The following is a 14311-nucleotide window of genomic DNA, read 5'->3' on the forward strand; positions in this document are numbered from 1 at the left end:
ACTCCAGAGAACGGGATAGGGCGGCACACACGGATAGTAACCGCTCAAACAGACGTTTGAAATTGCCACCCAGATGAAAATCCACTGACTGGCCGGTCAGTCCCCGCTCACTGACGGTACTCGAAATCGATGGCGGCGCCTTCGACATCCCGGCGGCTGTCGTTGCGAAGCTGCAATTGCATTTCGTTGCTGATCAAGCGGCCGTTGAGTTGAAACGGACTGTCGGCTTCGGACTTTTCAACGAACAACGGCGGCAGCAACGGCTTGCGCTTCTTGATGGGCGATGGCTCACCCACATTCGGCTGCAGGTTATCCACCAGCTCGGTCGGCAAGCTCAGGTCGAGGTTGGCTTTCGGCAATGGCTTGGCCACTTGCTTGCTGACCTTTTTGTGCGTCGATTTAGCGCGCTTGCTGACTGCCTTGCGATCACTTTGCTGTGCCTTGGGCTTGACTTGCGCTTTACCTGTAGCGGACTGTGCCTGGCTTGCTGGCTGGGCAGCCTGGGCTGGGCTGCCCGGCAGAACCACAAGCAGCAGACACAAGACCATCAGATACCGGCGCAGTGCGTTCATGGCAAATGGACAGAACTCCATGGAAAATGCGTATGCTCCCTGTTCCGCAGCTGCCTGGCAAGCCTCACAAAAGTGGGGCTGCAGGCTCCCTGCACAATTGTTGTGCCAGTAGTCCCAAGGTGATGACTGCGCGCTCGGCCTCCTTGTTCCATGGAATCCCGCAGTTCAGGCGGATACAGTGGTTGAACTGCTCGGTGTTGCTGAAAATCAGCCCCGGCGCGATGCTGATCCCCTGCTCCAGTGCCCGCACGTGCAGCTCCTGGGTATTGACCCGGCCAGGCAAGCTCACCCACAGAATGAAACCGCCCGTTGGGCGCGTCATCTGTGTGCCCTCCGGGAAGTGCTGCTGCACTGCCAACTGATACGCACTGAGGTTCTTGCGGTACTCCTGGCGAATGAAGCGAAGATGGCGATCATAACCACCGTTTTCCAGGTAAGCCGCTACCGCCATCTGGGTCACGCTGCACGCCGAATGGGTGGTGAAGGTCTGCAAGCGCTGGATCTCGTCCTGGTAGCGGCCGGCAATCATCCAGCCCACTCGCACGCCAGGCGAGAGCGTCTTGGAGAAGCTTGAGCAGTAGATGACCCTGTCCAGACGATCGAACGCTTTCAAAGCCTTGGTCTTGCCCTGCTCGAACATCAACTCGCCATAGATGTCATCTTCGACGATCTGGATGTCGTAGTCCGATGCCAGGCGCAGCAACTGCTTTTGCCGCTCTTCAGGAACGGTCCCTCCTAGCGGGTTGCTCAACCGAGCGGTCAACACCAACGCCTTGATGGACCATTGGTTGGCGGCCAATTGCAAGGCCTCGAGACTGATGCCGGTCGAGGGGTCGCTGGGGATCTCGATCACTTTCAACCCGAGCAAGTCCGCCAATTGCAGAAGACCGTAGTAGGTCGGCGACTCGGCCGCGATCAGGTCGCCGGGCTTGGTGAGCACACGCAGCGACATCTGCAACGCATCGACACAGCCATGGGTGACGATCACCTCCTGAGGGTCGACCAGCACGCCGGCGTCGCGCATGCGAATGGCGATCTGCCGACGCAGGGGCTCGAAGCCTGGGCTGAACATGTAGCTGAAGGCGCGCGGGCTGTGAAAGCGTGTCACCTTGGCCAGTTGCTGGTGCAAGGCTCGCACGGGCAGATAGTCGACATGTGGCACGGCCGCGCCGAAGGCGAATACGCCATCGCGGCGCGCCTCGGTCAGCACCTGCTGGATGATGCTGGCCCGGGTCACCAGACCGGGGCGCTCCACGCGCGCGATGTCCGGCGTGGGCGCCGTTAGCGCCGGGGTCTGGTGCACATAGTAGCCAGACTGGGGACGCGCGCGAATCAACCCCTGGTCCTCCAGGTTGGCATACGCTTGCAGGACGGTGGCATGGCTGACATTGAGCTGTGCACTCATCTTGCGCACCGAAGGCACCCGTTCGCCTGGCTGGTAGACACCGCGCCGGATGTCTTCGGCCAGTTGCTGGGCGATACGCTGGTATAACAGCAGGTTGGTCATGGCTGGATCTCGACGCGCGGACAGGCTCATTATTCTTGTGTCGCTCACTGCGGTTCAGGATACCGGAACAGTTGCAAAGTGTACTGGGACAGATGACAGAATAGTCAACGGTACACGTGCTTGGAAGCGATTTGCAGCACCGGCACTTAAACGGTGTGCGGGCATGCTGGTCATGAGCCTATCCGGCAGGTGGCAAGCGCCCAAAAGTCATTCACGCGCAGGGGCAACGGCTGCCATGCACTGCCCATTTCGACGGCCAGCATGACCCATTGCCCGGGCCTGACACCCATCCATCAGCGTGCTGGCGCGAGCTTGCCCTTGTCGTCGGAGAACACGATCTCGACCCGTCGATTCTGCGCCCTACCCCGCTCCGAGGCGTTGACCTCAACCGGGTATTGGTCGCCATAGCCCTCGACTTGCATCCGTTTTTCATCGATGCCCAGGTCGGCCAGCATATCGGCCACGGCCTGCGCCCGGTCGCGGGACAGCTTGAGATTCTCTTCAGGCGTGCCAGTGCTGTCGGTATAACCTTCGATGCGCACTATGCGGCGGGGGTTGAGCTGGAGGAACTGCACAAGCTTGAGCACCGTCCGGCTGGCCGAGTTCTTGAGGTCGGCGCTGCCGGTATCGAACAGTACGTCACCCAGCGTCATGACCAAGCCACGGTCGGGCTGCTCCGACGCCAGTGCGACGATCTGCGACTCGACCCATTTGCCCTGTTGCTGCACGCTGGCCAGCTTGGCCTCGCGCAGCGCCAGTTGCAGCCGTTGGCGTTCCAAGTCGAGCTTGGCCTGGCGCTCCTGATTCAGCGCAAGCTTGGCGTGCTCACTGGCAATTTCGCTGTAGCGTTGACTGAGGTAGGCGTAATGGCGTACATCGGCACCGGTACCCATGTAGCTGGACAAACGCTCGGCGCGCGCCAGCGACTCGCCGGCGCGAATCACATCACGCGGCGCGCTGCGCAGCACATCCGAGTCGTCCTTGACCTTCTGGAAGCTGGCAGCGGCTTGATCCAGCGCGGCCGTGCTGCGCTGGCTGGCGCAACCGGTCAGGCCTGCTGCAAGGGCCAGCAACGTCAGTACCGTGAAAGAACCACGCGCCATCATGGCTGCACCTCCAATTGTTTGCGCAGGCGCTTAATCCTCGATTGCAGCAGTTGCAACTGCTCATCGCTCTTTTGGTTCAACACTTGTGCCTCGGCCAGCCGAGCATCGAGCTCAGCCTGTTCGGCGCGCATGCGAGCGTCGCGAAAATCCTGTGTGAGCATGTTTGTACGAGCACGTCCCAGTTTGTCTTCGGCCAGCTTGAACGCTTCGACCTGGTCGGTAGCACCAACCGCTTTTGCTTGTTCCAGGGCCTGTTCGGAGAGGCGCATCTGCTCATCCGGGACAGGGTCGTTGGCGCAGCCAGCCAGGGCAAGCACGGCCATGGCAAGGATCAAAGGTTGGGTTTTCACGCGATCTTCCTAGTGTTTGGGGGCGTCGCCCTGCACCTGCAATTGCGCCTTCCAGCGCTCGAGATTGGTCTGCAGCACAGCATCGGACGTACCGGAGATGGGCAATTCTGTCAGTTTTTCCGCCAAATGCCCACGCAGCCAACTGTCGTTGCACGCCGAGTCATGGGACAGCGCCACGTAAAGCCCGGGTCGATCAACGGGTAGGCCGCGGGCAATCAGGGCATCGTTCATGCCCAGGCTCTGGACCATGGCCATGCCCGAGTAACGACCGGCTAGCACGTAGTCTACTTGGCCGAGTACCAACTTCTGAAAGGCCTGGGTCAGATTCTGCGCCATCACCGGTTTCAACTGGTCTTTGGCAAACGCGGTGAACGCGGGGGTCAACCGCGCTCGCTCCGAAAGACTTCCCCGATACCGCGCAAGGTCGGCTGGGCCATCGAAGGTCAACTCGGCATCGTGCCGCGTCCATACCAGATACTCATTGAGTTGCAACGGCGGGTGGATGTAGTCCAGCGATGTCAATTGCTCAACTTGCAACGGCGCATCGAGCAGCAGATCCATGCGCCCGCTGCGCACCTCCTCAAGGGCCTGATCGCGCCGGCCGGCATTGAGCACTTCCACCTTGATACCCAGCTCGCCCGCGACTTGGCGCAGCAAGTCGACGTTGGCGCCAATCAGGTGCTTAGGGTCTTTAGGATCCTGCCACGAATAGGGCGGCGCGTCGGGGCTGCCGGTGGCCACCAGGCGTTCGCACTTGCCTGCCGCCATCGCCAGTGGCGATACCAGAACTGTCATGCAGGCCAGCGTCCTGCCCGTTGCACCCAACCTCATCCCATACTCCTCGACCATAAAAAAAACCCGGCCCTCAACAAGAGGGCCGGGTTCTTTATAAGTGAAGCCAGCGGATCAGACCAGCTTTTCCAGCTCCGGCACGGCTTCGAACAGGTCGGCAACCAGGCCGTAGTCGGCAACCTGGAAGATCGGTGCTTCTTCGTCCTTGTTGATCGCCACGATCACCTTGGAATCCTTCATACCGGCCAGGTGCTGGATGGCGCCCGAGATACCGACGGCGATGTACAACTGCGGAGCGACGATCTTGCCGGTCTGGCCGACCTGCATGTCGTTGGGCACGAAGCCCGCATCGACCGCTGCACGGGAAGCGCCAACAGCGGCACCCAGTTTGTCGGCCAGGCTGTACAGGTGGCTGAAGTTATCGCCGTTACCCATGCCGCGCCCGCCGGAAACGACGATTTTGGCAGCGGTCAGCTCAGGGCGATCGGACTTGGCCAGCTCTTCGGAAACGAACGCCGAGATGCCAGCATCATGGGCAGCACCCACCGCCTCGACAGCGGCGGCGCCACCCTCGGCAGCCACGGCATCAAAGCCGGTCGTGCGCACGGTGATGACCTTCACGCTGGCGCTCGACTGCACGGTAGCGATGGCGTTACCCGCGTAGATCGGGCGCTTGAAGGTGTCGGCAGATTCGACCGAGATGATTTCGGAGATCTGATCGACGTCCAGCAGCGCTGCAACGCGCGGCAGGGTGTTCTTGCCATTGGTGGTGGCCGGGGCCAGCACGTGGCTGTAGCCCTGGGCAAGCTCGACGATCAACGGCGCAACGTTCTCGGGCAGCGCATGGGCGTAAGCGGCATTATCGGCGACCAGAACCTTGGCCACGCCGGCGATCTTGGCGGCGGATTCGCCAATGGCACCTACATTGTGACCGGCGACCAGTACGTGCACGTCACCACCAATCTTGGCGGCAGCAGCAACGGTATTGAGGGTGGACGGCGCAACGGCACCGTTCTCGTATTCAGCGACAACCAGGATAGTCATTTAGATTACCTTCGCTTCGTTCTTCAGCTTCTCGACCAGTTCGGCCACCGATTTGACCTTGATGCCAGCGCCACGGGCAGCGGGTGCTTCCACTTTCAGGGTCTTGTTGGTAGAGGCCAGGGAAACGCCCAGCGCATCCGGCGTCAGGGTCTCGAGCGGCTTCTTCTTGGCCTTCATGATGTTGGGCAACGACGCGTAGCGCGGCTCGTTCAGGCGCAGGTCGGTGGTGACGATGGCCGGCAGGTTGAGCGCGACGGTTTGCAGGCCGCCGTCGATTTCACGGGTGACGTTGAGCTTGTCGCCAGCGACTTCGACCTTGGACGCGAAAGTGCCCTGGGCGTAACCGGTCAGTGCGGCGAGCATCTGGCCAGTCTGGTTGTTGTCACTGTCGATGGCCTGCTTGCCGAGGATGACCAGCTGCGGCTGCTCCTTGTCGACCACGGCCTTGAGCGCCTTGGCCACAGCCAGGGAGTTCAGTTCGTCGGCTGCTTCGACCAGGATGGCGCGGTCGGCACCCAGCGCCAGGGCGGTACGCAACTGCTCCTGGGCGGTAGTCGGGCCGACGGATACGACGACGATCTCGGTCGCAACGCCTTTTTCTTTCAGGCGAACGGCCTCTTCCACGGCAATTTCGCAGAAGGGGTTCATGGACATCTTGACGTTAGCAAGGTCGACGCCGGAGTTGTCCGCCTTGACGCGAACCTTGACGTTGTAGTCGACCACTCGTTTGACAGCTACAAGAACCTTCATGGATTCCTCGTTACTCTCCGGTGAATAGATAGTCGCCTGGGACTAGGCCCTGCGATACGCGTGGGTACAAGGGCACCTCTGGAAACAAGCCGCAGACGAAGTTTTCATGGTGAACGCAACCAAGTGCGCCCCGGCGTTCGCCGACCCATCACTGATGTGCACATGCCTGGGGCAAAAATGCACGCGGGTCATTTGCTGTCGTGGCGTGTAGACTTCACTACAAACCGCTTGAACGCTTGAAAACCCTGCTCCACACCTGGTCTTTAGAGGTGTACCTGCGCCCGGCTGCAAGCCTACGGCGAACGTAAAACCGCTCGTATCTTGACCGTATCACCCCATCCGGTCAATACGGCAAATCGGTCACCTTCCAGCCGCCTTCCTTTGATTTTACTGGGCTGCGGCAAATTCAAACAAACGTTTGTATTGGACCGGTCAAGTGGTGTAGATATAATGCGCGTCCAAGACAAAACGGTGTAGTTCGTCATTTGCCCAGCTACAACCTGGTGGCCTGGCCACCGCTGCGAATGCCCGCGCACCCATAAGACAAAGCAACAGCTATGAGCCTTGATGAGTAGGAGAGAACCTGTGGAACGCGAATACATGGAATTCGACGTGGTCATCGTCGGCGCCGGCCCGGCGGGCCTGTCCGCCGCCTGCCGCCTGAAGCAGAAGGCCGCCGAAGCCGGTAGCGAAATCAGCGTCTGCGTGGTGGAAAAAGGCTCCGAAGTCGGTGCCCATATTCTCTCCGGCGCCGTGTTCGAGCCACGCGCCCTGAACGAGCTGTTCCCGGACTGGAAGGCGCTGGGCGCGCCGCTGAACACCGAGGTCAAGCGTGACGACATCTACGTGCTCAAGGATGCCGGCAGCGCTACCAAGGTACCTGACCTGTTCGTGCCCAAGACCATGCACAACCAGGGCAATTACATCATCTCGCTGGGCAACCTGTGCCGCTGGCTGGCCCAGCAGGCCGAGAACCTGGGTGTCGAGATCTACCCAGGCTTCGCAGCCCAGGAAGCGCTGTTCGACGAAGACGGCGTCGTACGCGGCATCGTCACGGGCGACCTGGGGGTCGATCGCGAAGGCCAGCCCAAGGAAGGCTTGTACACGCCAGGCATGGAATTGCGCGCCAAATACACCTTGTTCGCCGAAGGCTGCCGTGGCCACATCGGCAAGCAACTGATCAAGCGCTTCAAACTGGACAGCGATTCGGACGTGCAGCACTACGGTATCGGGCTCAAGGAACTGTGGGAAATCGACCCAGCCAAACACCAGCAAGGCCTGGTGGTGCATACCGCCGGTTGGCCGCTGGACGTCATGGCCAAGGACAACACCGGTGGCTCGTTCCTCTACCATCTGGAGAACAACCAGGTGGTCGTCGGGCTGATCGTCGACCTGTCCTATGCCAACCCCTACCTGTCGCCCTTCGACGAGTTCCAGCGCCTGAAGCACCACCCGGTGATCAGCCAGTACCTCGAAGGCGGCAAACGCATCAGCTACGGTGCGCGCGCGCTGGCCAAGGGCGGCATCAACTCGCTGCCCAAGATGGTATTCAAGGGCGGCGCCCTGATCGGTTGCGACCTGGGTACCATGAACGTTGCCAAGATCAAGGGCAGCCATACGGCCATGAAGTCGGGCATGCTCGCTGCGGAGGCCGTCGCTGACGCCCTGATCGCCGGCAGTGAGGGCGGTGACCAGCTAGACGGCTATGTCAGCGCCTTCAAGGCCAGCTGGCTGCATGAAGAGCTGTTCGCCAGCCGCAACTTCGGCCCGGCCATGCACAAGTTCGGCCCGTTGCTGGGTGCTGCGTTCAACTACATCGACCAGAACTGGTTCGCCGGCAAGCTGCCCTTCACGCTGCGCGACACCAAGCCTGACTATGCCTGCCTGAAGCTGGCCGCGGACTCGCAAAAGATCGAATACCCCAAGCCCGACGGCAAGCTCAGCTTCGACAAGCTCAGCTCGGTGTTCCTGTCCAGCACCAACCATGAAGAAGAGCAGCCCTGTCACCTGAAGCTGGCCGACCCGACCATTCCGATCGCCAGCAACCTGCCGCTGTATGACGAACCTGCTCAGCGTTATTGCCCGGCAGGCGTCTACGAAGTAGTCACTCAGGAAGATGGCAGCAAGCGTTTCCAGATCAACGCGCAGAACTGCGTGCACTGCAAGACGTGCGACATCAAGGACCCGGCCCAGAACATCACCTGGGTCACGCCGGAAGGCGCTGGCGGGCCCAACTACCCGAACATGTAGTCACCTCGCCCTGGCCGATATAAAAAGCCCCCGGTTCTCTCGAACCGGGGGCTTTTTATATCGGCCAGGGCGTGCTCGGAAACGGCAGGGTCGCACGTGTCAGGCCGTGCGCGAGAGCTCAAGCCCAGGTTCACCCGCCGCCAGGGGCTCTCGGCGCCCGAAGTACACCGCCGTCATTACCCCTACCCCGCCCATCACCAGACAGAAACCCACACATACCCAAGGGCTCCATGGCATCAGTGCGATAAGCGCCAAGGGCGTGATACTGGCCCACAGCGCATAGGCCACGTTGTAGGTGAACGAAATACCCGATACGCGAATCTGCGCGGGGAACAGCCCGACCATGACCGAGGGCACCACGCCCACCACGCCGCACGACAAGCCCGCCAGGGCATAGGCCACCCATGTCATGCCCCAGTGCCCGATCAGGCTGGCATAGAGCACGCCGATCCCCAGGGGTAGCAGCACGCTGTACAGCAGCAGCGCCCGCCACGCGCCCACGCGGTCTACCAACAACCCGGCAAGCACACAGCCCAGATTCAGAAACACGATGCCCACGCTGCTCAGGGCAAAGGTATCCCCGGCACTCATGCCAAAGCGCTGCTGCATGACCGTCGGGGTGATCACCACCAGCACCACCACTGCCGAGGTCAGCACGCAGGTCAGCAACGCCGCTGGCGCCAAGGCACGTTTATGTTCGCCAAGCACCTGTCGCAAGGGAAACTTCACCGGGGCCTGCTGGCTGCGCAAGGCCACAAAAACCGGCGTTTCACTCAGCCAGCGGCGCAACCACACGCCGATGACCCCGAACACGCCCCCCAGCAGGAACGGATAACGCCAGGCGTAGCTGAGTATTTCCTCGGGCGAGAACACGTGGGCCAGCAAGGTTGCCGTCAGGGCGCCCAGCAGATAGCCGAACGTGAGCCCGGCCTGCAGAAAACCCAAGGCATAGCCGCGTCGCCCGGGCGGTGCATGTTCGGCAACGAAGGTCCAGGCACTGGGCACTTCACCGCCGACTGCAGCCCCCTGCAGGATGCGCAGAGCCAGCAACAACAACGGCGCCGCGTAGCCGATGTCGGCATACGTCGGCATGACGCCGATGAGCAGGCAAGGCAGCGCCATCATCAGAATGCTGAGGCTGAAAACGCGCTTGCGGCCCAGGTGATCCGCGAAATGCGCCATCAGGATGCCACCCAACGGCCGGGCCAGGTAACCGGTGACGAAGATGCCGAAACTTTGCAGCAGCCGTAGCCATTGAGGCATTTCGGGCGGGAAGAAAAGCTGGCTGAGGGTCAGGGCAAAAAAGACGAAGATGATGAAATCGTAGATTTCCAGCGCGCCGCCCAGCGCAGCCAGGCCCAGCGTCCTGTGGTCACGGCGGGTGAACCGGGGTGGACGAGCGGTATCGGTGGCAGTCATGGCAGGTTTCGCAGCAATGGTCAAAGGCCGGAGGATAGCAAATAGCGACCCGATTGCCCCTACCCTGCCCGGCTCAGCGATGAAAGACCGTCTGGGCCAGGTTGCCGGGCGCTCTGGGGCCCGCCCTGCGTAGCCCGTCCGGCATAGGCAAGGTGCCCACCACCACGGGTGCGTCGATGATGGACATGAACGACGCCAGGGCGTCATCGTCAGGTACGTGGGGCAGGCTCAGGCTGACCGCCTGGCGCTCGGCCTGGGGCACCGCAGGCACCTTCAGCTGGGCGCAATGGTAAAGCAGGGCATGCTGGATCTGCGTGCTGACCCGGCAAAACCGTACCAGGTCTACGCCTGCGTGGCTGGCCAATTCGATGTTGCCCAGCAGCAGGTGGAAGGGCTGCAGGGCACCGAGTACCAGGCGCTGCAGCTCCTCGAAACTGTCGACAGGGGCAATACGGTAATACCCCAGGCCATTGAGCATACGCTCCAGTTGCAGGCGTTGGTGCGGGTGGGCATCGGCAATCAGGATACGCAAGGACTTGTTGGCCATGGTCGGACCTGCACAGTGGTAGGAGCGCCCAAGACCTGGCCGAGCCCGTCAAGCCCATGCCAGGTCCGGCATTGATACCCCTAGATACAAGCCGGGAAACCCTCGGAAAGCAAGCGGCGGCCCAACAGAATGTGCAGTTTGCGCGGCGTGCCGTCAGGACTCCCACTGGCGCATGCGTTGCCGGCAGTGTTTCATGGCATTGACGATGTGCTTCTCCACCAGGCTACGCGACAGGCCCAGCCGCTCGGCGATCTGCGGGTGGGACAAGCCTTCGAGCTTGCGCAGCAGAAAGCTGTCACGGCATGGCTTGGGCAATTCGTCCAAGGCGCGCTTGAGCAGGTCCAGCCGCTGGGCGTGGTGCATGTCCTGGGACCAGACCGTGTGCTGCCACTGAACGCCCTCGTCGAGCACTTCCAGCGGTTCGGTCTGGCGAATCAAGTGGCGCCGATGTCGATCCACCACCAGATTGAGCGCGGTGCGATAAAGAAACGCCCGAGGGTGTTCGATCACTTGCGCATCGACACGCTCCAGTACCCGAACGTAGGCGTCATGGGCCACATCTTCGGCAGCCTGGCGGCTGCCAAGGCGTGCGCTCAGGAAATTGACCAACTCGCGATAATAGTGTTCCACGGCGGCACCCTGAATCGCCCGATGAAGGCCCCGCGCAGCCCAGATGGTCGCAGGTGATATCAAATTGGAATCTTACAAATTATCATTAACCGCAGCAACCGACGTCGGTCGCCTGCCAAGGCTAAATTCAACACCATGACCTTCGTTTAACGGGGACCTGCCTGCGCACAGGCATTGCTTGCGCTCAGGCCCACTTCGGCTGGAAGTCCCCATGAGACGTGCACCCGCTACTCGCCACCGCCTGCTTCTGGGCGGCTTCGCCCTGCTGAGCCTGGGCAGTCTTCTGGCCTGGAGCACCCTGCCCCTGGGCGCGGTACCGGCCAATACCGTCACCGTGACGCGTGCAGACATTGAAAGCAGCGTCACCGCGCTGGGCACGCTGCAACCCAGGCGCTATGTGGATGTTGGCGCACAAGCCTCCGGGCAGATTCGCACGCTTCACGTCGAAGCCGGCGATACCGTGCGCAAGGGACAACTGCTGGTGGAGATTGACCCGTCAACACAGCAGGCGCGCGTGGATGCCGGGCGCTTTTCCATCGACAATCTCAAGGCGCAGCTCGCCGAGCAGCGCGCCCAGTTCAAACTGGCCAAGCAGCAGCTCGCCCGCCAGCGCAGCCTGGCCGATGCCGGCGCCACCCGCGAAGAGGATGTGCAGGCGGCCAATGCGCAGCTCAGCGTCACCCAGGCGCGTATCGACATGTATCAGGCGCAGATCCGTCAGGCCCAGGCGAGCCTGCGCAGTGACGAAGCCGAATTGGGCTACACCCGCATCTACGCCCCGATGGATGGCACCGTGGTGGCGGTGGATGCCCGTGAAGGCCAGACCCTCAATGCCCAGCAGCAAACCCCGTTGATCCTGCGCATCGCCAAGCTCTCGCCCATGACGGTGTGGGCGCAGGTATCGGAGGCCGACATCGGTAAGGTCAAGCCTGGCATGACGGCCTACTTCACGACACTGGCAGGCGGCAAGCGCCGCTGGAGCAGCCGCGTCAGGCAGATCCTGCCGATTCCACCCAAGCCGCTGGAGCAAACCAGCAGCGGTGGCGGTAGCCCGGCGAGCGCGACCAATGGCGCCACCGGTACTCAGGTGGTGCAGTACACCGTCTTGCTGGATGTGGAAAACCCTGATGGGGCGCTGATGGCCGAAATGACCACGCAAGTGTTCTTCGTCGCCGGGCAGGCCAGCGGTGTACTGACCGTACCCCTGGCCGCGCTGGACGAACGCGATGGCATGCACATCGCCCAGGTGCTCGCCCCCGATGGCCAGGTGCAACCGCGTCAGGTACGAACAGGGCTTAGCGATCGCCTGCGTGTGCAGGTGCTCGATGGCCTGGGCGAAGGTGAGCGGTTACTGATCGGCCAAGGCAGTGGAGGCTAGATGACCACGCCCCTGATCGAACTGCGCGACATCTGCAAGGCTTACGGCGGCTTCGGCACCCCCAGGGTGGACGTGCTGCGGGGTATCAGCGTGCGTATTCATCCCGGTGAATTCGTTGCCATCGTTGGCGCTTCGGGCTCCGGAAAGTCGACCCTGATGAACATCCTCGGTTGCCTGGACCGTCCCACCCGCGGCAGCTATCACTTCGCGGGGATGGACGTGGCCGAGCTGGGCAACGATGAACTGGCGTGGCTGCGCCGCGAGGCATTCGGATTCGTCTTTCAGGGTTACCACCTGATCCCTTCCGGCTCTGCGCTGGAAAACGTCGAAATGCCCGCCATTTACGCAGGCATCCCGACCCAGGAACGCCAGGTGCGCGCCGCGGCCCTGTTGGACCGGCTAGGCTTGGCAAGCCGCACTGCCAACCGCCCGCATCAACTCTCGGGGGGTCAGCAGCAGCGGGTGTCGATTGCCCGCGCATTGATGAACGGTGGCCACATCATCCTCGCCGACGAGCCCACCGGTGCCCTGGACAGCCACAGTGGCAAGGAAGTCATGGCACTGCTGGACGAGTTGGCCAGCCAAGGCCATGTCATCATCCTGATCACCCACGATCGAGATGTCGCGGCCCGCGCGCACCGGGTCATCGAAATTCGCGACGGCCTCATGATCAGCGACTCGGCCGACCAGCGCGACGGCGCAGCCCGCCACCCCGGCCTGCAGGCCGATGATCTGCGTCAGCGCCTGGGCCAGGGGGCGCAGCTGCGCGGCGCCTGGAAAGGCGAGCTGGTCGAAGCACTCCAGGCAGCTTGGCGCATCATGTGGATCAATCGCTTTCGCACCGCGCTCACCTTGCTGGGCATCGTCATCGGAGTAGCCTCGGTGGTGGTCATGCTGGCCGTGGGCGAAGGCAGCAAGCGCCAGGTGATGGCGCAGATGGCCGCGTTCGGCTCCAACATCCTTTATCTCAACGGCAAGCCGGCGACACTCGGCGAGCCTGCAGGTACCGTCACCCTGGACGATGTCGCCGCCATCGGCCAATTGCCGCAGGTCAAGCACGTCATGCCCGTTATCGGGGAAAAGCTCATGGTGCGCCAGAACAACACCAGCCAGATGTTCTACGTGGGCGGCAACAACACCTGGTTCGAGGACATTTTCAACTGGCCCGTGGTCGAGGGCTCATTCTTCAGCCAGGCCGACGAAGCCGGCGCGGCGGCAGTCGCCGTGATCGGCCAGAAAGTGCGGGAGAAGATGCTGGGCGATCATGCCAACCCGATCGGCCAATACCTGCTGATCGGCAACGTGCCCTTCCAGGTGATCGGCATACTGGCGGGAAAAGGCGCCAGCTCCGGCGACCAGGACAGCGACGGGCGTATCGTGGTGCCGTACTCGGCCGCCGCCATCCGCCTGTTCGGTCATCGCGACCCCGACTACATCACCATCGCGGCGCGCGATTCGGCGCAGGTCAACGGGACCGAGGCGGCCATCGATCACCTGTTGCGCCAGCGCCACCAGGGCCGCCACGATTTCGAACTGACCAACGATGCGGCCTTGATCCAGGCCGAGGCACGCACCCAGAGCAGCCTGTCGTTGATGCTCGGCGCCATCGCGGCCATCTCGCTGCTGGTGGGCGGCATTGGGGTGATGAACATCATGCTGATGACCGTGCGCGAGCGTACCCGCGAAATTGGTATCCGCATGGCCACCGGAGCGCGCCAGCGCGACATCATGCGCCAGTTCCTAAGCGAGGCGGTCATGCTGTCGATGGTGGGCGGGCTCAGCGGCATCGTCCTGGCCCTGGTCGTCGGCGCCGGCTTGATGCTGGCCGATATCGCGGTGGCCTTCGCGCTGCCTGCCATGCTTGGCGCGTTTACCTGCGCTGTGATCACCGGCATCGTGTTCGGCTTCATGCCCGCACGCAAGGCCGCCCGACTCGACCCGGTCAAAGCCCTTACCAGCGAATAAG

13 protein-coding genes are annotated in these 14311 nt (G+C 62.2%); 3 read left to right on the forward strand and 10 right to left on the reverse strand.

Features of this window, described 5'->3' with window-relative positions:
- Positions 1-107: 107 nt before the first annotated feature.
- The 7 genes from ACF8GB_RS00830 to ACF8GB_RS00860 form a co-directional block, all read right to left on the reverse strand.
- Positions 108-572 (reverse strand): hypothetical protein, encoded by a 465-nt coding sequence (locus ACF8GB_RS00830; RefSeq protein ID WP_196127013.1) that lies wholly within the window; start codon positions 570-572, stop codon positions 108-110.
- A gap of 64 nt (positions 573-636) precedes the next feature.
- On the reverse strand, positions 637-2079 hold the full coding sequence (locus ACF8GB_RS00835; protein ID WP_196127005.1) for a PLP-dependent aminotransferase family protein: 1443 nt from the start codon (positions 2077-2079) through the stop codon (positions 637-639).
- Positions 2080-2372: 293 nt separating this feature from the next.
- Positions 2373-3182 carry an OmpA family protein gene (locus ACF8GB_RS00840; protein ID WP_153008582.1) on the reverse strand — a complete coding sequence of 270 codons (810 nt, stop codon included), beginning with the start codon at positions 3180-3182 and terminating at the stop codon, positions 2373-2375.
- Positions 3182-3535: a DUF4398 domain-containing protein gene (locus ACF8GB_RS00845; protein WP_058639747.1), complete on the reverse strand. Its 354-nt coding sequence runs from the start codon at positions 3533-3535 to the stop codon at positions 3182-3184. Before ACF8GB_RS00845 ends, ACF8GB_RS00840 begins: the two co-directional genes overlap by 1 nt.
- Positions 3536-3544: 9 nt before the next feature.
- The gene (locus ACF8GB_RS00850; RefSeq protein ID WP_058639748.1) at positions 3545-4366 is read right to left on the reverse strand and encodes an ABC transporter substrate-binding protein; all 822 of its coding nucleotides are present in this window, start codon (positions 4364-4366) and stop codon (positions 3545-3547) included.
- A 75-nt stretch (positions 4367-4441) separates the two neighbouring features.
- Positions 4442-5371, reverse strand: a complete 930-nt coding sequence (locus ACF8GB_RS00855; protein WP_058602655.1) for an electron transfer flavoprotein subunit alpha/FixB family protein — start codon at positions 5369-5371, stop codon at positions 4442-4444.
- Positions 5372-6121 (reverse strand): electron transfer flavoprotein subunit beta/FixA family protein, encoded by a 750-nt coding sequence (locus ACF8GB_RS00860; RefSeq protein ID WP_023533596.1) that lies wholly within the window; start codon positions 6119-6121, stop codon positions 5372-5374.
- Between the two features lie 585 nt (positions 6122-6706).
- Between ACF8GB_RS00860 and ACF8GB_RS00865 the strand changes: the two genes are divergently transcribed.
- Positions 6707-8371, forward strand: coding sequence for an electron transfer flavoprotein-ubiquinone oxidoreductase (locus ACF8GB_RS00865; RefSeq protein WP_058602654.1), 1665 nt, complete (start codon positions 6707-6709; stop codon positions 8369-8371).
- A gap of 99 nt (positions 8372-8470) precedes the next feature.
- On the opposite strand, the gene ACF8GB_RS00870 is transcribed toward ACF8GB_RS00865, so the two are convergent.
- From ACF8GB_RS00870 to ACF8GB_RS00880, 3 genes are all read right to left on the reverse strand, one after another.
- Positions 8471-9790: an MFS transporter gene (locus ACF8GB_RS00870; protein WP_144965070.1), complete on the reverse strand. Its 1320-nt coding sequence runs from the start codon at positions 9788-9790 to the stop codon at positions 8471-8473.
- A gap of 73 nt (positions 9791-9863) precedes the next feature.
- Positions 9864-10337, reverse strand: coding sequence for a response regulator (locus ACF8GB_RS00875; protein WP_058639751.1), 474 nt, complete (start codon positions 10335-10337; stop codon positions 9864-9866).
- Between the two features lie 153 nt (positions 10338-10490).
- On the reverse strand, positions 10491-10967 hold the full coding sequence (locus ACF8GB_RS00880) for a sigma-70 family RNA polymerase sigma factor (RefSeq protein WP_058602651.1): 477 nt from the start codon (positions 10965-10967) through the stop codon (positions 10491-10493).
- Positions 10968-11178: 211 nt separating this feature from the next.
- Between ACF8GB_RS00880 and ACF8GB_RS00885 the strand changes: the two genes are divergently transcribed.
- Both ACF8GB_RS00885 and ACF8GB_RS00890 read left to right on the forward strand, forming a co-directional pair.
- Positions 11179-12345 carry an efflux RND transporter periplasmic adaptor subunit gene (locus tag ACF8GB_RS00885; protein ID WP_058602650.1) on the forward strand — a complete coding sequence of 389 codons (1167 nt, stop codon included), beginning with the start codon at positions 11179-11181 and terminating at the stop codon, positions 12343-12345.
- Complete coding sequence (locus tag ACF8GB_RS00890; RefSeq protein WP_058639753.1) at positions 12346-14310, forward strand: MacB family efflux pump subunit; 1965 nt, start codon at positions 12346-12348, stop codon at positions 14308-14310.
- Position 14311: the final 1 nt, after the last annotated feature.

This window comes from Pseudomonas sp. xss_4 (assembly GCF_043104125.1).
GTDB lineage: Bacteria > Pseudomonadota > Gammaproteobacteria > Pseudomonadales > Pseudomonadaceae > Aquipseudomonas > Aquipseudomonas parafulva_B.

Excerpts from the sequence above, each read along its gene's own strand:
- ACF8GB_RS00830 (WP_196127013.1), bottom strand. The coding sequence starts at position 572 with ATGAACGCACTGCGCCGGTATCTGATGGTCTTGTGTCTGCTGCTTGTG.
- ACF8GB_RS00835 (WP_196127005.1), bottom strand. The coding sequence starts at position 2,079 with ATGACCAACCTGCTGTTATACCAGCGTATCGCCCAGCAACTGGCCGAA.
- ACF8GB_RS00840 (WP_153008582.1), bottom strand. The coding sequence starts at position 3,182 with ATGGCGCGTGGTTCTTTCACGGTACTGACGTTGCTGGCCCTTGCAGCA.
- ACF8GB_RS00850 (WP_058639748.1), bottom strand. The coding sequence starts at position 4,366 with ATGAGGTTGGGTGCAACGGGCAGGACGCTGGCCTGCATGACAGTTCTG.
- ACF8GB_RS00855 (WP_058602655.1), bottom strand. The coding sequence starts at position 5,371 with ATGACTATCCTGGTTGTCGCTGAATACGAGAACGGTGCCGTTGCGCCG.
- ACF8GB_RS00860 (WP_023533596.1), bottom strand. The coding sequence starts at position 6,121 with ATGAAGGTTCTTGTAGCTGTCAAACGAGTGGTCGACTACAACGTCAAG.
- ACF8GB_RS00870 (WP_144965070.1), bottom strand. The coding sequence starts at position 9,790 with ATGACTGCCACCGATACCGCTCGTCCACCCCGGTTCACCCGCCGTGAC.
- ACF8GB_RS00875 (WP_058639751.1), bottom strand. The coding sequence starts at position 10,337 with ATGGCCAACAAGTCCTTGCGTATCCTGATTGCCGATGCCCACCCGCAC.
- ACF8GB_RS00885 (WP_058602650.1), top strand. The coding sequence starts at position 11,179 with ATGAGACGTGCACCCGCTACTCGCCACCGCCTGCTTCTGGGCGGCTTC.
- ACF8GB_RS00890 (WP_058639753.1), top strand. The coding sequence starts at position 12,346 with ATGACCACGCCCCTGATCGAACTGCGCGACATCTGCAAGGCTTACGGC.